The 21,707-nt window shown below is 69.4% G+C and carries 20 protein-coding genes and 1 tRNA gene; 16 read left to right on the top strand and 5 right to left on the bottom strand.

Going from position 1 to position 21,707, the window contains the following annotated elements; genetic code table 11:
- Positions 1-492 precede the first annotated feature (492 nt).
- From PSC72_RS14680 to PSC72_RS14670, 3 genes are all read left to right on the top strand, one after another.
- Positions 493-771: a DUF5789 family protein gene (locus tag PSC72_RS14680; protein WP_274322167.1), complete on the top strand. Its 279-nt coding sequence runs from the start codon at positions 493-495 to the stop codon at positions 769-771.
- Between the two features lie 85 nt (positions 772-856).
- Positions 857-1,090: a hypothetical protein gene (locus PSC72_RS14675; RefSeq protein WP_274322166.1), complete on the top strand. Its 234-nt coding sequence runs from the start codon at positions 857-859 to the stop codon at positions 1,088-1,090.
- Positions 1,091-1,164: 74 nt separating this feature from the next.
- The gene (locus PSC72_RS14670; protein ID WP_274322165.1) at positions 1,165-1,554 is read left to right on the top strand and encodes a helix-turn-helix domain-containing protein; all 390 of its coding nucleotides are present in this window, start codon (positions 1,165-1,167) and stop codon (positions 1,552-1,554) included.
- 502 nt (positions 1,555-2,056) lie between these two features.
- Here PSC72_RS14670 and thrC read toward each other — a convergent pair.
- A complete protein-coding gene (gene thrC / locus PSC72_RS14665) occupies positions 2,057-3,337 on the bottom strand; it encodes a threonine synthase (protein ID WP_274322164.1) in 1,281 nt (426 codons plus the stop codon).
- A gap of 62 nt (positions 3,338-3,399) precedes the next feature.
- Positions 3,400-4,389 (bottom strand): CapA family protein, encoded by a 990-nt coding sequence (locus PSC72_RS14660; protein WP_274322163.1) that lies wholly within the window; start codon positions 4,387-4,389, stop codon positions 3,400-3,402.
- A 443-nt stretch (positions 4,390-4,832) separates the two neighbouring features.
- On the opposite strand from PSC72_RS14660, the gene PSC72_RS14655 reads away from it, so the two are divergent.
- Positions 4,833-4,907, top strand: a tRNA-Arg gene (locus PSC72_RS14655).
- Positions 4,908-5,213: 306 nt separating this feature from the next.
- Entirely contained in the window at positions 5,214-5,441 is a 228-nt protein-coding gene (locus tag PSC72_RS14650) for a hypothetical protein (protein ID WP_274322162.1), read from the top strand.
- A gap of 227 nt (positions 5,442-5,668) precedes the next feature.
- On the opposite strand, the gene PSC72_RS14645 is transcribed toward PSC72_RS14650, so the two are convergent.
- Positions 5,669-6,442, bottom strand: coding sequence for a creatininase family protein (locus tag PSC72_RS14645; protein ID WP_274322161.1), 774 nt, complete (start codon positions 6,440-6,442; stop codon positions 5,669-5,671).
- 102 nt (positions 6,443-6,544) lie between these two features.
- Here PSC72_RS14645 and PSC72_RS14640 point away from each other — a divergent pair, with 102 nt between their 5' ends.
- The 4 genes from PSC72_RS14640 (at position 6,545) to PSC72_RS14625 (ending at position 9,970) form a co-directional block, all read left to right on the top strand.
- A complete protein-coding gene (locus PSC72_RS14640; protein ID WP_274322160.1) occupies positions 6,545-7,291 on the top strand; it encodes a class I SAM-dependent methyltransferase in 747 nt (248 codons plus the stop codon).
- Positions 7,292-7,408: 117 nt separating this feature from the next.
- Positions 7,409-7,942: a (2Fe-2S)-binding protein gene (locus tag PSC72_RS14635; RefSeq protein WP_274322159.1), complete on the top strand. Its 534-nt coding sequence runs from the start codon at positions 7,409-7,411 to the stop codon at positions 7,940-7,942.
- Between the two features lies 1 nt (position 7,943).
- On the top strand, positions 7,944-8,831 hold the full coding sequence (locus tag PSC72_RS14630) for an FAD binding domain-containing protein (RefSeq protein WP_274322158.1): 888 nt from the start codon (positions 7,944-7,946) through the stop codon (positions 8,829-8,831).
- Positions 8,828-9,970 (top strand): XdhC family protein, encoded by a 1,143-nt coding sequence (locus PSC72_RS14625; RefSeq protein WP_274322157.1) that lies wholly within the window; start codon positions 8,828-8,830, stop codon positions 9,968-9,970. The genes PSC72_RS14630 and PSC72_RS14625 overlap by 4 nt, the downstream gene beginning before the upstream one ends.
- A gap of 23 nt (positions 9,971-9,993) precedes the next feature.
- Here the strand turns inward: PSC72_RS14625 and PSC72_RS14620 are convergent, their stop codons facing one another.
- Positions 9,994-10,917, bottom strand: coding sequence for a hypothetical protein (locus PSC72_RS14620; protein WP_274322156.1), 924 nt, complete (start codon positions 10,915-10,917; stop codon positions 9,994-9,996).
- 151 nt (positions 10,918-11,068) lie between these two features.
- Between PSC72_RS14620 and PSC72_RS14615 the strand changes: the two genes are divergently transcribed.
- The 5 genes from PSC72_RS14615 to PSC72_RS14595 all read left to right on the top strand — a co-directional run bounded on the left by PSC72_RS14615 (position 11,069) and on the right by PSC72_RS14595 (position 17,770).
- A complete protein-coding gene (locus PSC72_RS14615) occupies positions 11,069-12,697 on the top strand; it encodes a DUF255 domain-containing protein (RefSeq protein WP_274322155.1) in 1,629 nt (542 codons plus the stop codon).
- Positions 12,698-12,766: 69 nt separating this feature from the next.
- Positions 12,767-13,570: a TrmB family transcriptional regulator gene (locus PSC72_RS14610; RefSeq protein WP_274322154.1), complete on the top strand. Its 804-nt coding sequence runs from the start codon at positions 12,767-12,769 to the stop codon at positions 13,568-13,570.
- A gap of 81 nt (positions 13,571-13,651) precedes the next feature.
- Complete coding sequence (locus PSC72_RS14605) at positions 13,652-14,716, top strand: metallophosphoesterase family protein (RefSeq protein WP_274322153.1); 1,065 nt, start codon at positions 13,652-13,654, stop codon at positions 14,714-14,716.
- Entirely contained in the window at positions 14,713-16,659 is a 1,947-nt protein-coding gene (locus PSC72_RS14600; protein WP_274322152.1) for an ATP-binding protein, read from the top strand. Before PSC72_RS14605 ends, PSC72_RS14600 begins: the two co-directional genes overlap by 4 nt.
- Before the next feature lie 112 nt (positions 16,660-16,771).
- Positions 16,772-17,770, top strand: a complete 999-nt coding sequence (locus PSC72_RS14595) for a hypothetical protein (protein ID WP_274322151.1) — start codon at positions 16,772-16,774, stop codon at positions 17,768-17,770.
- A gap of 32 nt (positions 17,771-17,802) precedes the next feature.
- Here PSC72_RS14595 and PSC72_RS14590 read toward each other — a convergent pair whose 3' ends face one another.
- Entirely contained in the window at positions 17,803-19,668 is a 1,866-nt protein-coding gene (locus tag PSC72_RS14590; protein ID WP_274322150.1) for an ATP-binding protein, read from the bottom strand.
- A 589-nt stretch (positions 19,669-20,257) separates the two neighbouring features.
- Between PSC72_RS14590 and PSC72_RS14585 the strand changes: the two genes are divergently transcribed.
- Positions 20,258-21,055: an endonuclease/exonuclease/phosphatase family protein gene (locus PSC72_RS14585; protein WP_274322149.1), complete on the top strand. Its 798-nt coding sequence runs from the start codon at positions 20,258-20,260 to the stop codon at positions 21,053-21,055.
- A 96-nt stretch (positions 21,056-21,151) separates the two neighbouring features.
- Complete coding sequence (locus tag PSC72_RS14580) at positions 21,152-21,508, top strand: DUF7113 family protein (protein ID WP_274322148.1); 357 nt, start codon at positions 21,152-21,154, stop codon at positions 21,506-21,508.
- Positions 21,509-21,707 lie beyond the last annotated feature (199 nt).

The raw sequence follows: 21,707 nt of genomic DNA, 5'->3' as shown, positions 1-21,707 counted from the left end.
AGAAAAAGGTGGCTGCCGGACCAGGCCGAAAATCGCCTGCACGCCCAGAAGGGGCTGCTGGCGTGGCTGGCCGAGCAGGAATAGTCCCGCGCCGAGCGGAGCGAGGCGCGCTTTTTCGCCCACGTTTTTCGAAGAGTGGTCGCGAACGAAGTGAGCGACCCGATGAGAAAAAGGTGGCTGCCGGACCAGGCCGAAAATCGCCTGCACGCCCAGAAGGGGCTGCTGGCGTGGCTGGCCGAGCAGGACTGAGATCCGCGAGCGACCGCAGGGAGCGAGCGGCTTTTTCACCCACGTTTTTGCCGGTGGGGTGCCCGCAGGGCGCGAAGCGCCCGAGGACACCCCACCTGGAAAAAGATGGTTCCGAAACTATTGACGAGTTTTTACTCGTTTCTCCCGACGTGCGTTCAGGAATGCGGAGTCGACCCCTGAGAATTATTGACGCACATTCACCCTCATGATTTATAATGACTTAGTCACATGGGTGTGGTACGGATGCGAATCACAGAGACGCGGCAGTTGTTCAGACAGTCGTTCGACTATCCGATGGACGCGACGGCGGTCGCCGACGAGTTCGGCGACGTGGAGATCGAGGCCCCGACGGGCGACACGACGACGGTCGAGACGGTGCTCGCGCGGTCGAACGTGACGGACTATCAGTCGGCGGACGATGTCTTCACCGCGATGATGAGCAACGTCGACGAGTCCTTCATCGGCCGCAAGTACTACGACGACCGCGGCGACAACCAGCCCCACCCCAAGCGGAGCTGGTAGCCGGACCGCGGTCGGTCCCGCGGCCGTGTACCGACCGCGCGGTCGCGACGAACACTGATTATCGCGGCGGGCCGATCCGAGTCCGATGACAGACCCGCCTGTCGTCGCCGCCGGCGAACTGGACGCCGACGAGTTGCTCGCCCGGATCGTCGACGAGGGGCGGGTCCGCGTCCGCACCGAGTTCCTCGACGCCGAACACGATGTCGTCCTCCGCTGGGACGGTGACGTCTTCTACTGCGACACGCCGACCCGCCTGCACAGACACGACTCCGAGTCGGAGATGCGCACCTGTCTGGAGAAGCAGGGGTACGCACGGTAGTCTGCGATCCGGTCGCGTCAGTGGTCACCGCACCGCACCCGTTTATGCGTCGGGGGACTGTAGTCGTCGGTACGATGGTCGAGGCGGACCCTTCGCCCCAGCGATTTCGCGAACTGATGCTCGACGAGGAACCCGGATTCGCGGATGTGCTCGCCTGCGTCTTCGACATCCAGGAACACGAGGTCCGGACGTTCCTGACGCTTCAGGACCACCCGGGCAGCACCGTCGAGGAGCTGGCCGACGAGCTGGACCGCGACCGCAGCAACGTCAATCGCTCGCTGTCGACCCTGCGTGACAAGGGTCTGGCCGAGCGCGAGCGGCGGCTGCTGGACGGCGGTGGCCACGTCTACCAGTACTCCGCGACGCCTCTGCCCGAGGCCCGCGAGTTGATGCACGATACGCTAGAGGAGTGGACCGCCTACGTCCACGACCGCATCGACGAGTTCGGCGAGGAAGATCTGTAACTGTTCGAGTTTCGCGCGGAACTGCGGTCGACTGTTGTAGACCTTCGACCGACTTGCCAAGTGTCAGATCGGCCGCTGGCGACAGCAGGCGATGAAAGCCCTCGGCCCACTCGCTAGCAGTCGACTCGACAGCTACTGACAGCAAGCGATGAAAGCCCTCGGCCCGCTCCGGTCGAGGGTAGCGAGGGACCGAAGGTCCCTCGGACAGTCGGGCGGCTGTGCCGCCCGACGAGCTCGCTGCGCTCCTCGCTTCGCTGCGGTGCTTACGTCGCCCGTCTTCCCGGAGCGCGCCTCGCCCTTTCAGTCCGCCAGGGAACCCCGCAACAGCACGGCACAGCACCGCGCCTCAGGCCTCCCCAACCGACTGCGGTGCTCGCTTCGCTGCGCTCCTCATCCCTCGCACGGCTCCGTCTCGCGCCCCTCGCAGTGCTCGGGGACGCTCGACAGCGCGCGCCAGAAGAACGGTCGGTAGGCCGAAACCGGCTCGCCAACCGAAACGGTGTTACTCGCCCAGGTGGTCGAGGACGGCTTCGGTGTCGTTGGGGACGGGTTCGGGCTCTCCGCCGGCCTCGTAGGCGGCGTCGGGGTCCTTGAGCAGGTGGCCGGTGGTCAGACAGACCACGTCCTCGTCGGCCTCGATTTCGCCGGTCTCGCGGAGTTTCCGCAGGCCGGCGATAGAGGCAGCGGAGGCGGGCTCGACGCCGACGCCTTCCTCGGCGAGCGAGCGCTGCGCGTCGGTGATCTCCTCGTCGGAGACGGCGACGGCGGTGCCGCCGGTCTCGCGGATGCCCGGCAGGGCCTTGGGGGCGTTGACGGGGTTGCCGATGCGGATGGCGGTCGCGCGGGTCTCGACGTTCTCCCAGCGGCGGACCTCGTCGTTGCCCTCCTCGATGGCCTCGACCATCGGCGCGGAGTTCTCGGCCTGGACGCCGGTGAGCTTGGGTACCTCGTCGTCGTCGATAGCGCCGACTTTCCGGAGTTCGCGGAAACACTTGTACAGCGCGGCGGTGTTGCCGGCGTTGCCGACGGGCAGAACGATCCGGTCGGGGTAGCGGCCCTCGTCGGCGTGGAAGCGCTCCATGATCTCCAGGCCGATGGTCTTCTGGCCTTCGAGGCGGAAGGGGTTCAGGGAGTTGAGCAGGTACGCCTCGCCGCGGGCGGCCAGGTCCTGCACGATGTCGAGACAGGAGTCGAAGTTGCCGTCGACTTCGAGGATGCGGGCGCCGTGGAGGCTCGCCTGGGCGACCTTGCCGGCGGCGACCTTGCCCGCCGGGAGCAGGACGAGCGTCTCCATGCCGGCGCGGGCGCCGTACGCGGCCAGCGCGGCGGAGGTGTTGCCGGTCGACGCGCAGGCGAGGCGGTCGACGCCCACCTCGCGGGCGACGCGGACGCCGACGGTCATCCCGCGGTCCTTGAACGACCCGGTCGGGTTCATCCCCTCGTGTTTGACGCGCAGGGTGTTTACCCCGGTCTCTTCTTCGAGGCGGGGAACGTAGTGCAGCGGCGTGCCGCCCTCGGGGAGGGAGACACCTTCCTCGAAGGGCAGCGCGGCCGAGTAGCGCCAGACGCCGTAGGGGCCGCTCTCGGGCGTGCTCGCGCCGCCGAAGTCCTCCCAGGTGGGCAGGTCGGCGTAGCGGACTTCCAGCAGGCCGTCGCAGTGGTCGCAGGTGTAGCGGATCTCCGCGAAGGGGGCGAACTGCTCGCCGCACTCGATGCAGGTGAGCCAGACGCCGTCGGTCGCCACGTCGGGCTCGGACTCCTCTAAGTCCAGGTGCGCGCTCATTGGTGGCTCTCGACGCCCGGCGACCAAAAGAGGGGCGGTTGTCGCGTCACCCGCCGCGTCGCTCAGGCCACGTTCAGCACCAGCGCGTCGCCGTCGCGGTGGAAGTGCGTCCGGTAGGGCTCCGAGCGTTCCCGCATGGTCTCCCGACACCACACCCCGACGTCTCGCTCGGCCGCGTAGACCGCTCTGTCCCTGATCTCGATCGGTTCGAGACGGAGGGAGCGGACGCCCGACTCGTCGGTCTCGGCGACGAACAGGAACCCCCGGTCGTTGCGCAGTTCCTGATCCACCCGGTAGTCGTCGACGAAGTCGCCGCAGTCGTGGAGCACTGGCGTTCCGTCGACGACTTCGACGCCCTGGAACACGTGGGCGCTGTGGCCGTGGACGAGGTCGACCCGCTCGGCGAGCCACCGGTGGAACTCGCGGAGGGCGTCGCTCGGCGCGGTCTCCATGTTCGGTCCGCCGTGGACCGATGCGACGACCAGATCCGGGTTTCGGGCCCGCGCGTCGGCGACCATCCCCTCGACGGCCGTCCGGGTCACCTCCTCGGTGGGGTCGAAATCGAGGTGGCAGACGCCCGGGCTGTCCGGCCCGGCCGCGTACTCCGGCGTGTTGTCCGTCGCAGCGACGACCGCGACGTCGATGTCGCCGGCGGTGAACAGCGCGGGTTCGCGGGCCTCCGCGATGGTTCTCGCCGCGCCGGCGTGGGCGACGTCGACGGCGTCGAGGTGGTCGAGCGTGTCGAGCAGTGCGGGCTCCTCGTAGTCCAGCAGGTGGTTGTTCGCGAGGCATGCGAAGTCGACGCCGGCGGTCGCGAGTGCCTCTGTCGCCCAGTCCGGCGTCGCCCGGAAGTGGAACGGCCGGCGGGTGCGCGTCCACTGTCGCCCTCTCGTGGAGACCGCGCATTCGAGGTTGACGAGCAGTCCGTCGAGATCTCGGAGCCGGTCGTGCAGGTTCCCCCAGATCGCGGCCGCGTCGTGACCCGGCTGGCGGTAGCGCTCGTCGACCAGCCGCCCGAGCATCACGTCCCCCGTCAGACCGATTCGGGGCATACGTGTATGTTTGATATCGAGTGGCAAGTTTGCTTGGTTGGCTGGAGTCTTTGGGTCTGTGAGTATCGTGGGTGTGAGCAATAGATCGACCGCGAACAGCGTGAAAGCCCCGGCCTGCTTCGGTCGCGCGGCTTGCTGCGCGCTTCGCTCACTGCGTTCGCTGCAGTGCTTCCGGCGCCGTGCTTCCCGAAGCAGGCCGCCCCTTTCATTCCCACCCATGTCGGCTGGTCAGCCAGTCTGTGCGGGTGGGAATGAAAGGGGCGACACGCTGGACGAAGGCCGGCGAAGTAAGCACCGCAACGAAGTGAGGAGCGCAGCGAGCCGCCCGAGCCCAGCGTGTCGGGGCTTTCACGCTGTTTTCCATGCAGGTGTCTGAATCGCCAGCACTCACGACAATCAGAACCCGGGCCGCTTTTTAATCGCGCCCGCACAATTCAGAACGAGGGCACGTAGCTCAGTCCGGATAGAGCGTCGGACTTCTAATCCGACGGTCGTGGGTTCGAATCCCACCGTGCCCGTCCACCTTTTTCCCGGCCGGGTTTCCTCGGTCGCCTGCGTCGACCTGCGGGAACCCGACCGGCAAAAACGTGGGCGAAAAAGGCCGGACGCTCACTTCGTTCGCGTCCGGTGAAACGGCTCGCTTCGCTCGCCGTATGTGAGTACAGGAGACTAATTCCGCGCTCGCAGCCCGTTCAGTGGACCCGTAGCGCTTGTGCGCCTCGTCGATATCCACGATTTCGATCACGTGGACCTCCGCTTGCTTCGAGAAGTCCATTCTAGCGACGGAGTATCCGCCTTTCGAGTGTTCGATCTCCGTCAGAGACATGCGCGAGTACAACTTCTGTCGGGACAGATGGAGTGAACTCCAGACTGATGCTATACGAGATGGGCCGGTCTGCGCCCATGATGAACTGATCGGAGTCCGCATCGTCGGCTTCCCGGATCGTGACTGCTACCTCATCGTCGTCGACTTCGACCTCGTCGAGGGATATCGTGCGATCCGATGCACCGCCGATGAAGACTCCGGAGATCAGAATCTTCTGATCTTCTGACAGAAAGAACGCCATAGATTCGCCTGTCGAGGGCGGGAAGATCTCGAAGCTATTTATTTCAAATTCGAAGTCGACGAGGGACCTGAGTTGCACATAGCCGAAAGTGCGATTTCTGGACACATATTAGATCGGTCGCGAAATCGTGAGCGCCGAGCACAACAGATCTCGAAACGGGACATTTCCCGTCAACACGCGGTTGACGTGCCGACAAAACTCGGAGAGTCGGCTCAGACGTGCTCCCGCGGCATCAGGTCCTCGTACGCCTGCTCGTCCAGCCACTCAGCCAACCGGACCAACTGGTCACAGGCGGCCTCGAACAACTCGGCGCCTTTCTCCCGCGTCGCGTCGGTCTGGTCGCCGATGACGCCGCACTCGGTGTTGTCGATGGCGTCGTAGAAGGTGCGCGCACCGAACTTGCGGGCGCCCTCGTAGTCCTCGAAGTTCCGGATGCCGTCGTCGCGGGCGCGTTCGAACTGGTCCTCGCGGACGAGTTCGTCGGCGATGTGGAGCATCATCGCGGTCTCCTTCGGGCCGCCGTGGGGGCCGTTGTGTTCGAAGAGGTCGTCCACGAGGTCGGGGATTGACTCGTCCCACATCCACTCGATGGCGTAGGCGTCGCCGTCGTCGCGCAGGCGACGGCCCACTTCGCGGAGGTGCTGGACGTTGCCGCCGTGGGCGTTGACGAAGATAACGCGGTCGACGCCGTGGTAGGTGAGATTCCGCGTCAGCGACTCGACGTAGTCGCGGAACACGCCGGGCTCGACCCACATCGTGCCGTGGAACTGCCGGTGGTGGGGGCTGACGCCGACGTTGATCGTGGGCGTACAGAGGAAGCCCGTCCGCTCGGCGGCCTCGCGGGCGAGCGCCTCGGCGATGCGGTGGTCGGTGGACTCGGGGAGGTGCGGGCCGTGCTGTTCGGTCGACCCCAGCGGCACGAGCGCCAGCGACTCCTCGGCGAAGTACTCGCCCAGTTCCGGCCAGGTCCGGTCTGCGAGGTACATGTCCCACTTCGAGGACTCACCGACCGTTACTGTTCCCCAACCCACGGTAGCACACCGCACGCGACCCCGCCACTCATCTCCCGGGCGAGCGATCCAGGCCCTATGGAAGACGACGCCATCGGTGCGATGCTGCGCGATTACCGGGACGGCGGTGACGGCTACGAGATCGTCGAGCGCGACGACGGCTGGATCGGGATCAGCGCCGGCGGCGAGTACTACTTCAGCGGCCCCGAGGAGTGGCCCGAGATCGAGCGACGCGCGATCGACCACGTCGAGGGCCGCGTCCTCGACGTCGGCTGTGGCGCCGGCCGTCACGCGCTGGCTCTCCAGGGTCGGGGCCACGACGTGACCGCCATCGACGTCTCGCCGGGCGCCGTGGAAGTGGCCGAAGACCGCGGCGTCGAGGACGCCCGCGTGGTCGATGTGGCCGACGTGGCCGAGGCGTTCGACCCCGGTTCCTTCGATACAATCCTCATGCTGGGCAACAACTTCGGCCTCGTCGGCACCGCGGAGACGGCCCCCGAACGGTTACGCGATCTGGCCGAAGTAGCGACCGAGGACGCGACGCTGATCGCCCAGAGCCGTGATCCCGTCGTCACCGACGACGAGCACCACCGCGCCTACCACGAGAAGAACCGCGAGCGCGGTCGACTCCCCGGCGCGCTCCGGATGCGCGTCCGGTACGAGGTGCACGCGTCCGACTGGTTCGACTACCTCATGGCCGCCCCCGATACGATGGAGGAGCTGGTCGCCGACACCCCCTGGGACCTCTCCGAGACGATCGAACCGGACGAGCAGGTCACCGACCCCGGCGGCGACTACGTCGGCATCGTGCGCACGAACGGCTAAGAGGAGCGACGCGAAAGCGGGCCTCCCGACGATCACCGATCGCACTCACTCGTCTCTCCGGAACCAACACTTTACTCTCCGCGGACCGTTGTCCGCACAAGTTACCGACCCTCGCCCATGGCTACACACGACATCACGCTCACGGTGAACGGGCAGGAGGAGACGCTGACCGTCGAGTCGCGGACGCTGCTGGTCCACGCGCTGCGGGACGAACTGGGCTACACGGGCCCGAACGTCGGCTGCGAGAGCGGCAAGTGCGGCGCCTGCACGGTCGAACTCGGCGGCGACGCGGTCAAGTCCTGTACCGTCCTCGCCGTCCAGGCCGACGGCGGCGAGGTGACGACCGCGGCCGGATACGCGACCGACGGCCTCGACGCCGTCCAGCGGGCGTTCCACGACGAACACGGCCTGCAATGCGGCTACTGCACGCCCGGCATGCTCGCGACGACTCACCAACTCCTCGACGAGAACCCCGACCCTTCGCGCGCGGAGATCCGGAAAGCGCTCAAGGGCAACGTGTGCCGCTGCACCGGCTACGGCAACGTCGTCGACGCGGTGGAGACGGCGGCCGACCGACTGGCCGAGATGGAGTCTTCGGGCGACGAGACCGGACGGCGCGCCGACCCGCCGGAAGTGGAGGCCGAGGACTGAGATGTTCCCCGCCGACTTCGACTACGAGCGGGCGACCTCCGTCGACGAGGCGATGGACCTACTCGACGACCATGCCGACGCGGAGGTCGAGATCCTCGCGGGCGGCCACAGCCTCGTCCCGGCGATGAAGACCGAGGGGCGCAGCCCCGACGTGGTGGTGGACCTGGACGTGCCCGCGCTCGACGCGATCAACGCGCTCGACGACCGGACCGTCGTCGGCGCGCTGACGACCTACGCCGACATCGCCGACTCCCGGGCGCTCCGGGCGAACGCGCCGCTGCTGGCCGAGACCGCCGCCGAAGTAGGCGACCTGCAGATCCGAAACCGGGGGACTATCGGCGGGAACCTCGCCGAGGCCCACCCCGGTGCGGACCCGCCCGCGGCGGTGCTGGCGAGCGACGCGACGATACTGCTGCGCCACCGCGACGGCAAGCGCGAGGTACCCGCGACCGAGTTCTTCCGCGGCGACGGCGAGACCGCGGTCGAGTACGGCGAACTCGTCACCGGCGTCCGCGTCCCGCACACGGGCGACGCCGGCGTCGCGTACGCGAAGAAGACCCACCCCGCGACGGGCTACGCGATGGTCGGCGCGGCGGCCGTGGTCGAGGTCGCGGAAGAAGCCGTTTCGCGTGCGCGCGTCGCCGCGACCGGCGCGGTCGACCGGGCGGTCCGCCTGCCGTCGGTGGAAGACGCCCTCGTCGGCGAGCGTCTCGACTCCGAGGCTATCGACGCGGCGGCGAGCGAGGCACACGCCGACATCGACTCCGAGCGGCTGCGCTCTGACCCATACGCGTCCGGCGAATTCCGCGGCGAACTGCTGGAGACCTACGTCGCTCGCGCACTCGAATCGGCAGCCGAGCGAGTCGCCGGCAACCCTCCGACGGCATGACCGACGATAGCGGTACGACAGCGGACGACTCAGACGATCGAACCGCCGACTGGACCGCGCCGGCCCGAGAGGTTCGCGCGACGGCCCGCGGGCATCTCGACTCGGACGAACCCGCCGTGCTGGCGACCGTCGTCGCCGTCGACGGCCGAGCGTACCGTCGACCGGGCGCGAAGATGGTCGTCGCGCCCGGATCGGGGGGCGTCGGGTCGGTGACCGCCGGCTGTCTGACCGACTCGCTAGCCCGGCTGGCGGGGGACGTGCTCGCCGACGACGCGGCCCGCCTGGAGCGGTTCGACCTCCGCGAGGACGACGCCTGGGGCCTCGGCGTCGGCTGCGACGGCCTCGTCGACGTGCTGCTCGAACCGCTCGGCGAGTCCCACCGACCGGTGTTCGCGAGCGCCGATGAACTGGACGGCGGCCGGATCGCCGCCGTCGTGGTCGAGAGCGACGACGAGCGCCTCGACGTCGGGGAGCGGTGGACGGACGACGGAGGTGATGCGGCCGACGACCTACCCCCGGACGTGGCTGCCGCCGTTCCCGAGGACGTGGACCGAACGACGACGGTTCGAGTGGAAACTGGGGGCGGATCGGTCCGGCTGTTCGTCGAGCGCGTGACGCCACCGCCCCGGCTGGTCGTCGTCGGGAGCAACGCCGACGTCCGCCCGGTCGTCGACCTGGCGCGGTCGGCGGGGTTCCGCGTGACCGTCGTCGGCTTCCGCGGCGGACGCGCGACGGCCGAGCGGTTCCCGCGGGCCGACCGCGTCGTCTCCACCTCGCCCCGAGACCTGCGCGACGCAGTGGATTTCGAGTCGAGCGATTCCGCGGTCCTGATGACCCACAACTTCGTCGACGACCGACTGGCGCTCGGAGAGGTGCTGGCGACGCCCGTCGGGTACGTCGGCGTCATGGGACCGCCCGACCGGTTCGAGCGGCTCCGCGACGCGCTGGCGTCGGACGGCATCGAAATCGGCGAGGGCGATCGCGAACGGATCTACGCGCCTGTGGGTCTGGATCTGGGCGGTGGGAGCCCCTACCAGGTCGCTCAGAGCGTCGTCGCCGAGGTCCTCGCGGTTCGAAACGGCCGCGACGGCGGCCACCTGCGTTCGAGTTCGGAGCCGATCCACTCCCGGGACGAGTGACCTGACGCAGGGAGTGGCGACGGCTATCCGTCCGTCTTCGGTGGTTCGACCGTCCGTTCGAGCCGCTTCTCGCGGTAGCGGAGGACGACCGTCGCCGGTTCGTCGTCGCTGTCGTTCCAAACGTTCTGGAACGGGACCCGGCGAGTGACCGTCCGCGTCTCGCCCGCGGGCACCTCGACAGTCAACTCGGGCTGGTCGGACATCGCGGCGTGCCCCACTTCCGCGAGGAAAGTCCCGTCTCCGACGCCGACGTTCGCGACCGTCAGCGTCACCGCGATCTCGTCGCCCGGGACGTTCTCGACCTCGAATCCCCGGAGGTCGAACTCCGGCAGTCGCGCGATTTCAGCGAGGAGGGGGTCGGGGAGCGCCCATCGGACCTCCGGCCCGTCCGCGGGCGACCAGACGATCGCTCCCTCCGCCGGTGCCGGCGAAGCCGGGACGGTGAACCCGAGACGCTGGCGAATGTCGTCGGCGTTCGAATCGGCGACGACGAAGGTCCGACCCGTCCCGTCGGTCGTGTCGGTCTGACAGGCGACGCGGAGGTCCGTGGGGTCCGCGGGGTCGGGCGCACCGTCGCCGGCAACTACCAGGTCGGCGACGACGAACTGCCCGCCGTCGGCCCAGTCCGGGTCCCAGTGGGTCGGTCCGTACTCGACGACGGCTCTCCGGACCGCGAGGTTTTCGACGGTCAGATCCCAGCCGTCGGCCGTGACGTAGGACTCGCCCGGTGCGAGCGTGACAGGGGCCGGTGTCGAAGTCCCCGTTCGCGTCGTCGTGTTCGCCCTCGTTGCCGGGTCAGGCTCCGCTGTCGGAGTTTCAGCGGGCTGAGAGGGGTCGGGCGTCGGCTCGGCAGTGGCCGCGTCGCCACTGGTTTCTGGACAGCCAGCGACCGACGCCGACAGTGCGGTTCCGAACGCGGCCAGGAGGGCTCGGCGGGACCGGTCCATACCGGGTCAGGCGGTGGATCCGGGATAAGTCTTCTACGTGAACGGGCGAGGTAGTCGTTCTCGATTCCGGGACGACGGCGCGCCACCGCCGTTCCTGTCCCGATCACGGACAGTTTGAAAGGGCTTATCGGCGCAAGCACGTAGTTCGGGTATGGACGACTCAGCGGTCGAGACGAAAGTCGAGTGGCGCGAGTGGGGCCCGGAGGCGTTCGGCCGCGCCGAGGGGGCGGGCAAGCCGGTCCTGCTCTCGCTGTGGGCGCCCTGGAGCGAGGACTGCCGCGAGATGGACCGCACCACCTACTCCGAGCCGCGCATCGCCGCGAACGTCAACGACGGGTTCGTCCCCGTTCGGGTGAACGTCGACCGCCATCCGCGCGTCCGCGACCGCTACAACATGGGCGGGTTCCCCTCGACGGTGTTCACGACGCCCGACGGCACCGTCATCACCGGCGCCACGTTCCTCGGCGTCGACGGCTTCCGCGAGATCCTCGACGCCGTTCGCCGGACCTGGGACGGCAAGGGCGAGGAGGCGGGCTCGATCCCTCGGCAACTCGGCGACGCCCGGCCGCCGGGCGGCGAACTCTCCGCCCGCGTCGAGGAGCACATGGTCGAGCAGTTGCTCGCGGCGTACGACGACGAGTTCGGCGGGTGGGGCACGGACGTGAAGTTCCCGCTCCCCCGCACTATCGAGTTCGCGCTGGTGCGGGCGCGCGACCAGGCGACCCGGACGCTCGAAGCGGTCCAGAACCGGCTGTTCGACACCTACGACGGCGGCTTCTACCGCTTCTCGCACAACCGCAACTGGGGGTCGCCCCAGCGCGAGAAACTCGTCGACGAGAACGCGGCGCTCGTGCGGGCGTTCGCCCACGGCTACCGCTACACCGGCGAGGACGCCTACCGCGAGACCGCCGAGCGGACCGTCGAGTACCTGACGACGGACCTGTGGACTGGCGACGCCTTCGCGGCGAGTCAGGGCGGCGACGATTCGTACTACCGGCTGGAAGCGACCGAGCGCGCCGAGGCCGACCCGCCGGCGGTCGACCAGACCGTCTTCGCCGGCCACAACGGCGTCGCCGTCGACGGACTGCTGACCTACGCGGCGTACACCGACGACGAGCGCGCCCGCCGCTACGCCGAGCGGGCCCGCGACCACGTCCTGGCCGAACTCGTCGGCGAGGACGGCGCGGTCGTCCACTTCGGCGACCCCGAGACCGGCGAAGTCGGGGAGGCCGGGCTCCTCTCCTCGCAGGCGCGGACGCTGGCGGGGCTGACGACGAGCGCGTCCGTGCTCGGCGAGCCCGGGCCGATGCGCGCGGTCGCCGACTACGCCATCGACGCGCTGCGGGGCGAGGACGGCGCGTTCCGCGACGGGCCGACCGAGGGCGCCGGCCTGCTGGACCGACCGCTCTACCCCCTCGACACGAACGTCGACGCGGCCGACGCGCTGATCGACTGCTGGCTGCTCACCGACGAGGACCGCTACCGCGAGGCCGCCCGCGACGCGCTGGCGGCGTTCGCCGGCGCGACCGACCGGATGGGCGTCGAAGTCGCCGCCTACGCCTCGGCCGTGGCGCGACTGCGGGACCCGCGCGTCGTCGCCGTCGGGGCCGACCCCGGCAGCGACCTCCATCGCGCCGCGCTCCGCCTGGCCGACCACGAGTCCGTCGTCTCGCCCGCCGACGGCCGCGCCGAGGACGGCGAAGCGGTCGTCCTCGCCGACGGCGAGCGCGAGGGGCAGGCGACCGACCCCGAGGGCCTCGAATCGCTGCTGACCGGGTGAGCCGAGCGAGCGGTCGTCGGACGTAAATTCACCCGTTGTTTTTTGTTGTGGCAGTTCGAGATACTGACAATGGCGAGTCTCAGAGACCTCGGCCTCTCGGAGTACGAGGCGCGGGCCTACCGCGCGCTCCTGGAGGCGGGACCGACCACGGCGAAGGACCTCTCACGGGCGAGCGACGTGCCGATGGGGCGCATCTACGACGTGTTGAACAGCCTGGAGACCCAGCAGCTGGCGCGCAGCCAGACGGCGAGTCGCCCGAAGAAGTACGTCGCCGTCGAGACGGACACGGCGCTCGACCGACTGCTGGAGAACAAGAAGCGCGAGCTCGAAGAGCAGGCCGAGCAGTACGAGGACATCGTCGACGACCTGGTGGACGAACTCGACGAGGGCGAACCGGTCGAGGAGCCGTTCTGGACGGCCAGCGTCGGCCAGCGCGAGGCGTTCGATCTGCTGGTCGAGCGGCTGACCGCGGCCGACGAGCGCATCGTCGTCGTCGCCTCCGAGCCGGTCCAGCAGTTCGACCTCGACGAGGTGTCCGCCCGCATCACCGCCGCGCTGGAGGACGCGCTGGAGCGCGGCGTCTCCGTCTCGGTCCTGCTGACGCCCGAACTGGTCGACGCGCTGCCCGACGCCGTCGGCGCGCGCTACCGGGAGACGCTCCAGCCCCACGACCGCTTCGAGACGCGGACGAGCCCGAACGTCTCCGGCACCTTCGAGATCATCGACGACACCGAGGTCTGCATCGAGGTCCCCCACCCGCTCATCGAGGACGAGACGTTCGCGGTCATCGACCTCAAGGACCCCGAGTTCGCCGCCGACGTGGGGGCCGAGTTCGCCCCCCGCTGGGACGAGGCCGAAGCGCTTCGCCTCTGAGTCGCCCCGGACCGGGGTCGGATTTCTGTCGGACTCGTAACCAATCCTTAAGTCGCTTGCCGCCGCCACACCGGGGTACGGATGAGGTTACTCCACACCGCGGACCTCCACCTCGGGCGGGGCGGCCAGCGGTCGGTCGCCGCGCTCGACGCCCTCCTGGACGCCGCCGAGCGCGAAGGCGTCGACGCGCTGACCGTCGGCGGCGACTGCTTCGACTCGGCCGCGGCCGCCGACGAACTCCGCCCGGAACTCCGCGAACGGTTCACCGACAACCCCTTCGACGTGCTCGTCGTCCCCGGGAACCACGACGTCGCCGCCTTCCGCGAGAACGTCGAGTTCGGCCCCGACTTCCGCGTCCTCTCTGCGGACCCCTTCGAGGTCGCGGAGGTCGACGGCGGCGAGGTCGTCGGCGTCCCCTACCGCGAGCGACTGGGCGACGACACGTTCTTCGAACTGCGCGAGCGCGCCCACGAGGACGCCGTCCTCTGCCTCCACTGCACGCTGGACGCCGGGTTCGGCGCGGGCGCGACCGGCAGCGAAGAGGCCCCCAGCTACTGCCCCGTCCAGACGGAGACGCTGGGCGAACTCGGCTACGAGTTCGTCCTCGCCGGCCACGTCCACGCCGAGCTCTACCAGCGGAAACTCCCTAACGGCGGCCTGTTCATCTACCCCGGCTCGCCCGTCAGTCACTCGTGGGCGGAGACCGGCCGGCGCCACGCCGTCGTCGTCGACACGGACGACGCGAACGTCCAGCCGGTCGCGCTCGACACCTACTACCGCGACCGCTTCGAGGCGACCGTCACGCCCGGCGAGGGCTACGAGGTCATCGACCGCGTCGAGGGGTGGGTCGACGGCCAGGACACCGACCGCAGCGACCTGGAAGTCCGGGTCGACGGGTTCACCGAACTCGACGAGAGCACCTTCGACGAGCGGCTGCACGCCGCCGCGGGGCCGGCGACCGTCGTCAACGAGACCCGCGGCGTCGCGGCCGTCCTCGACCACCCCATCTACGCCGACTTCGTCGACCACCTCGACGACCTCGACCTCGACCGGTGGGAGCGCGTCGACGACCGCGAGGACGTCGAGCGGCGGCTCGTCGAGACGCTCGCCGAGTTGCTCGCCGCCGGGGAGGTGACACACGCGTGAAGCTCAGCGAGGTCCACGTCGACCGCTACGGTCCCCTCCGCGAGACGCTCCAGTTCGACGACGCCCACGTCGTCTACGGCCCCAACGAGTCCGGGAAGACGCTGCTGACGGAGTGTCTCCTGCGCACGCTGACCGGCGACCGCCGCGTCGCCGGGCCCCGGATCGACGAGCGACCCGAGGGCTACGTCGTCCTCGACGGCGACGAGGGCGAGCACAAGCTCTCGAACGGCGAGACGCTGCTCGACAGGTACGCCGAGCGGTACAACTTCGAGCTGACGCCCGCGGAGTTCCGCAACGTCTTCGTCGTCCGCGACGGCGACCTGGGCGTCCTCGACGAGGGGGCGTTCTACCGGCAGGTCACCGACCGCATCGTCGGCATCTGGACCGGCGATATCGAGACCGTCCGCGAGCGCGTCCTCGAACGCGGGCGACTCACGCCCGAGCGGCTGAACCTCTCGAACCAGCACGACGACGCGCGCGAGCAACACGAGCGGGCCACCGAGTTACTGGCCGACGTCCAGTCGTATCTGGAGCGAGCCGAGTCGGACGGGCTCGACGCCATCGAGCACGAGTGCTACCGGGCGGCCCGCGAGCGCGAGCGCGCCGAGGCCGACGTGGCCGCGCTCGAAGCCGCCCAGGCCCGCGAGGAGTACGAGGAGCTCGTCAAGACGAAGGGCGCACTTGAGCGCAGTCTCGAAGAGCGCGCCGCCCTGCCGGGCGACGCCGACCTCTCCGAGCTTGAGTCGCGGCTGGACGAACTTGCGACCGGGAGCGAAGACGAGTTCGAGCGCCGGAAGACCTGGTGTCGCCGGGCGACGCTGGCGGCGCTGGCCGCGGGCGTCGTCGCCGGGGCCGTCCCCCTGGCGCTCGGGATCCGCGAGCCGCCGCTCGTCGCCGCCGGGCCGGCCGCCTTCGGCGTCGTCACGCTGGTCGCGCTCGCGCTCTACCGGTCGGCGAGCAACGCCGTCGCGCGGCTCCACGCCGACCGCGAGGCCGTGGTCGAACGCGCCGCGGAGGTCGGCATCGAGGCCTACGACCCGACGGAGGTGCGCGCCTCCATCGCGGACCTGCGCGACGAGCGCGAGAGCCACACCGAGGTCGTCCAGACGAACACGGGCGTCCTCCGGAAGTGGCTCGACATCGACGCCGAGGACCCCCGCGAGGTCGTCGACGCCGCGGAGGACGCCCTCGAAGCCCGCCGGGCCGAGATCGACTTCGACGCCGACCGCGAGTTCACCGAGGAGGAGCTCGAAGACGCCCGCGAGCGCGCCGAGGAGGCCCGCGAACGCGCCGAGCAGCTCGACGCGGCCCTGCGCGAGCACCGCCGGCAGCTCGACCGCTTCGCCGAGCGCGCCGGGGAGATCCGCTTCGAGGCGGTCTGCGGCGAGCCGCTCGACCTCGCGGTCGCCAACCTCGGCGCGCTCGAGGACCTCGCCGACCGGCTGGAGGCGTTCGTCGACGCCGTCGAGACCGACGCGGACGTCTCGCGGGCCGCGGCCGCCGTGCTGGAGCGGATGGCCGAGTCGGAGAACGAGAAGATGGCGTCGCTGTTCGCCGACGGCGAGGCGACCGAGGTGTTCCGGCGGGTCACCGACGACCGCTACGTCGACGTGGGCCTGACCGACGAGTCGCGGCTCGCGGTCGAACTCGCCAACGGCGAGCGGCTCTCCCCCGCGGAGCTGAGCCGCGGGACGCGCGACCAGCTGTACCTCTCGGTCCGCGTCGCGCTCGGCCGCCGCCTCATGGAGGGGCGGGACGGGTTCTTCCTGATGGACGACGCCTTCCTGTCGGCCGACCCCCAGCGGCTGGAGCGCCAGGCCGAGGTGCTCGGCGACCTCGTCGACTCCGGCTGGCAGGTCGTCTACCTCACCTGCAAGCCCGAGGCCCGCGAGGCGCTCACCGAGGCGACCGACGCGGGCGTGACCGAGCTGACGTCGCTGTGACCGGGCCCGGAACGCGGCGGCCGCGGGCGGCGGTCGGGAGTCTCTGGCGGCCGCCAGCGACTGACCGGTTCCGGCCCACCATCTTTGGGCGTGACGGCCCTACGGCGATCCGATGGCTCCCGAGGGACAGAGCGCCGAGAGCGGTCGGATCGAGCCGGTCGCGGCAGCCGCGCAAGAATGGGTCCTGCTCGACGGGCGTCGGGTCGTCGTCGCCGGGCTCGTCGTCGCGGCGCTCTTTCTCGCGTTCACCGCCCTGAGCCTGTCGGGACTGAGCCCGTTCGACGACGCGCAACCGCTGTTCTACGTCTTCGGGTCGCTGGTGAGCGGCAACCTCACCATCATCACGGTCGTGGTCTCCATCAACCAGCTGTTGCTCTCGCGCGAACTGCACACGCCCCACCAGTTGCGTTCGCAGATCGACGGCGTCATCGACTACCGGAAGGAGGTCGAGGACTCCGCCGGCCAGGTGGCGCCGGTCGAGCCGCTCGGGTTCCTCCGCCTCGTCTACGAGAACACCCGCCGGGAGGCCCAGCGGCTCGGCGGGCTCTCGATCACCGAGGCCGACGACGACACGACCGAGGAGGTCGACGCGGTCGTCGAGGACGTGACCGATCACGCCGACCGCGTCGACTCGCTGCTCCGGGACGGGAACCCGTCGACCTTCCACGTCCTCTCGACGACGCTCACCACGAACCACGCGCGGGACATCAACAGGCTCCGCCGGATCAAGTGGCGACACGGCGACGACCTCCCCGACCACGTCGCCGACGGGATCGACGACCTCATCGACCAGCTCCAGAACATCGACGTCGCCCGCCAGTACTTCAAGTCGATCTACCTCCAGAACGAGCTGGCCACGCTGTCGCGGTACCTCTTCTACACCGGGCTCCCGTCGATCGCGACCGTCGTCGGGGCGCTGTTCCTCTTCACCGCCGGAAGCGGGAACGGGAGCGTGGTCCCGGCGTCGGCCCTGCCGCTTCTCGCCGCCGCGACTGTCACCGTTGGCCTGGCGCCGCTGGCCGTCCTCTGCTCCTTCATCCTCCGGACCGCGACGGTCACCCAGCGGACGGCCGCGACCCTGCCGTTCACCGCGCCCAGCCAGGAGAAGTGAGGCGGTCGGTCAGGGCCGAGGCGTCCGGCCGCTCACTCGTGGTTCGTCAGGCACTTCGAGAGCCCGACGAGTTCGACGGGCTCGGAGTTGTCCGGCGAGTAGACGACCTTCTGGCCCTTCTCCATGTAGGGGACCTTCTGTTCGAGGCTGGCCGGGATGTTGACCGCCGAGATGGCGTCCTCGTCGCCGAGATTGAGGACGACCGTCGTGTTGATCTGCTTGAAGACGGGGTCGGCGATGTCCTGCGGGTCCTGGGTGATGAGGAACAGGCCAAGCCGCTCCTTGCGGCCCTGTTTGGCCGCCTCGGTGAACTTGCCGATGATCTGCTCGCCCTGGACGCTGTCGACCTCCGAGAGGAAGTTGTGCGCCTCGTCGAGCCCCAGCACCAGCGGCGTGTGCTTGATGCGCTCGTACTGGGGGTCGTTCGAGAGCTTCTGGTCGACGATGAGGGCGGCGAGCGCGAGGACGACGGTGACGGTCGTCCGCGAGTTGTTGATGTGGTACGTCGGGACGACGGAGATGCCGCCCGCGCGGACGAACTCGTGGATGCGGTCGGTGATCGGCCGGGCGTCCTGGTCGAAGATGCCGTCGAAACCCAGCGCCCGGCGCTTGACCGCGTTGAACGTCGCCTCGTGGACGCGGCCGGTCTCGTCGAGTTCCTCCCGCAGCGCGGGGTCGTCGAGGAACGTCTTGAACTGCTGGTAGGTGCCGTCGGGACCGTAATCGCGGGAGAAGCGATCGAGCAGGAGGCGGAGGGCGTTGTACTGGTTGCCGTTCAGGCTCGAACCGGCGATGAGCCAGGGGTTGCCCTGCACCATCGAGAAGGGGATGGTGAACTCCACCTGCTCGGCGCGGTGGTCGCTGGTCGCGTAGGAGGCCCCCTCGACCTTCGGGACGAACGCGACGGTGTCGTCGACGCCGCCGTGGGCGATCCCCTCGCGTTCGAGTCGGCGGGCGAACTCGTCGTCCAGGTCGGGGTTGTCGTCGTGCATCTGCGCGTACTCGTCCTGGGGGTCGAACATCACGAGCCCCGGCGAGACGTCGCGGGCGCCGTCCTCGACGGGATAGGTCCGCTCGTCGGCGAGGTACTGCCGGAGGACGTTCTTGGCGCTGTGGGTCTTCCCCGACCCCGTCCCGCCCGCGACGAGCGTGTGCCGGAAGACGAGCGGGTCGCCGTCCTCGTAGTCGTCTTTCAGCCGGTAGTCGATCGTCGGCGGCTGCGCCGCGGTCCTGACCTTCTCGCCCCCCACGGAGAGGTGACCGAGGAAGACCCCGTCCTCCGGGATCTTGAGGCCGGTCTTGATCTCCGAGGTGTCCGTCGCCTCGCGGACGACGGTCTCGGGCTTGGGCACGCGGTCGGTCATCCGCCGCTTGAGTTCGCCGTCCTCGGAGTACAGCACCGCGACGGGGTCGAGCGTGGCGACGAACTTGAAGTCCTGTTCGTCGATGTCGCCCCGGCGCATCGCGCGGCGGGCGTGGATCTCCGTCGCGTCGTCGGCGCGGAACTCCTGGGCGTACTCCAGGGCCGTGATCCGACAGAACAGCCGCTCGTCGTCCTGGTAGGGGACGAGCAGGTACTTCCCGATGCGCACGTCCGACCGGTTCTCGACGGTGACGTACGCGCGGAGTTCGGTCTCCTCGCCGTCCTCGCTGATGCGCAGGCCCTCGGTCGCGGAGACGACGCCGACGCCGTGGTCCTCGCCCGCCGGCGCCACGTCCATCTCGGCGAAGTCGTCGTCTGTCTCCTCGTCCGCGTCGAACAGGTCCCCGTCGGCCGCGGTCCCGTCCGTGTCCACGTCGGCCGTCGAGGCCGTCGATGTCGCCGCCTCCGCGCCGTCGCTCGCATCGTCGCCGTCGTCACCGCCGTCGAAATCAGTGAAATCCCCGAGGTCAGACATACCCGCCACGTCGTACTGCGACGTGAAACGCTTTCCGCCCCATCTTTTTCCAGTCCGGGTTTCCTCGCGAGCCAGAGGCTCGCTGCGGGGAACCCGGACGGCAAAAACATGGGTGAAAACACCGTCAGAGGACAGCTCTGACGAGGTCTCGTTCGCTTCGCTCACGAGACAGGCCGGACGACTCGCTCACTCCGTTCGCTCGCGTCCGGTGAACCGGCGCCTTCGGCGCCGGATGCTTACCGCAAGGGATAACCTGACAGCGGTGGCGCGCGCGGCGGCTTTGCCGCCCGGTATGCGGAGGTCGGCGAAGCCGACCTCCCGGCTCGCGTGCAGTTCAGTCGTCTGAGCGACCGCTACCCGAAGCGGCCCCGGCCGCGAGGGTATGTCGCTCGGCGACCGCGAGCGCGCCGAGGGCTTTCAACTCACAGCAATCCCGGCGGTCGTTCTTCCAGCTAGTGGACCCGTCGAGGGCTTTCGACGCACAGCGTTCCCTGTGGTCGCTCCAGTCACACTACCGCCCACGGGCCTTCGATCGGAATCGACGACTCCGGACCGCGGTACTAAGGTCCGCCGCGCCCGAGAGACCGGTATGAACGGTGACGCCGTCCGCGTCCTCACGTACAACGTTCGCCGGGACGTGGCCAGCGACGGGGAGTTCGACTGGGCGGCCAGGCGCGACGCCGTCGCGAGCACGCTCCGCTTTCACCGCCCCGACGTGATCGGGCTCCAGGAGCCGCTGGCGCACCAGTACGCGGACGTCCGCGATGCGCTGCCGGCCTACGAGTGGGTCGGCCAGTCGCGCAACGCCGACGACGGCGACGGGGAGTTCTGCCCCGTCGGCTACCGCCGCGACCGCTTCGAGCGCGTCGACGCGGGGACGTTCTGGCTCTCGCCGACGCCCGAGGAACCCGGCAGCGTCGGCTGGGACGCCGCCTACCCTCGCATCGCCACCTGGGTTCGTCTCGAATACCGGCGGAGCGGCGAGCGCCTGCTGTACGCCAATACGCACCTCGACCACGAGAGCGCCCGCGCCCGGGCCGAAGGGGCCGAACTTCTCCGCGAGCGGGTGCAGGAACAGCGGGAGAACGACGAGGCGCTCGTCGTCGGCGGCGACCTGAACTGTCTGGCCGGGGACGAGCCCCACCGTGCGCTCGCGGGGCCTGACGAGGAGAGCCCCCTGGTCGACGCGCGGGAAGCGAGCCCGCACCCGCCCCACGGGCCCTCGACCACCCGCACCGACTTCGAGGGACTCCTGCCCGATCGGCAGATCGACCACGTCTTCGTCGCCGGTTGCGACGTCGCGGGCTACGGCGTCGCGGCCGACGTGATGGGTGACGGCTGGTTCCCCTCCGACCACCTCCCCGTCGTCGTCGACCTGGAGTTGTGAAGCCGGCGGCTGCAGCCACGATGGGCCGCTCGCAGCAGTTCGACGCGAAATTCCCCCGGCGTGCTTTTCCCGGTCGGTCCCGTAGTATCAGGGAATATGCTCCTGATACGCGGTCACGCGGGCGGGACGACGCTGACGGGGACGCTCTACGAGCGCGGCGAGCGGCCGCCGACCTTCGAGGGCGCGCCGGACGAGGGCGCGCCGTTCGTCTGGATCTGCGACGAGTTCTACGAGGTCGAATCGGGCGGGCAGGTCCAGCGGATCGACGGCCAGGAGCGGCGGGTGGCCTTCGAGGCGCCGACGACCCGCGGGTTCGACACGCGGGAGGCGGCGCTGGCGGCGGCCGAAGAGCACGTCCGCACGCAGTTCGCGCGGCTCGGCCTCTCCGGCGACGACGTCGACGTGGAGGTCGTCGAAGACCCCGACACCGACGGCGCGGGCGACGCCCGATAGCGACCGGCCGGATCCGACGACCGAGCGATCCGTCGCAGAACTCGTGCGACCGCCGCAGGTTCTTTCTCACCGCTATCGGGTAGGATAGGATTTCGAGACGGGAGCGGGTTTCGGCGCGGTCGCTCGGTCGACCGCGACTTCGCTCGAACGGACTGACGTATCAGTCGCTCTGCAACGACGCCGACGGCAACCGGGATCC

This window comes from Halosimplex aquaticum (assembly GCF_028747785.1).
Lineage (GTDB): Archaea > Halobacteriota > Halobacteria > Halobacteriales > Haloarculaceae > Halosimplex > Halosimplex aquaticum.
The sequence above is the reverse complement of the archived record's forward strand: the minus strand, read 5'-3'. Positions and strand labels throughout refer to the sequence as shown.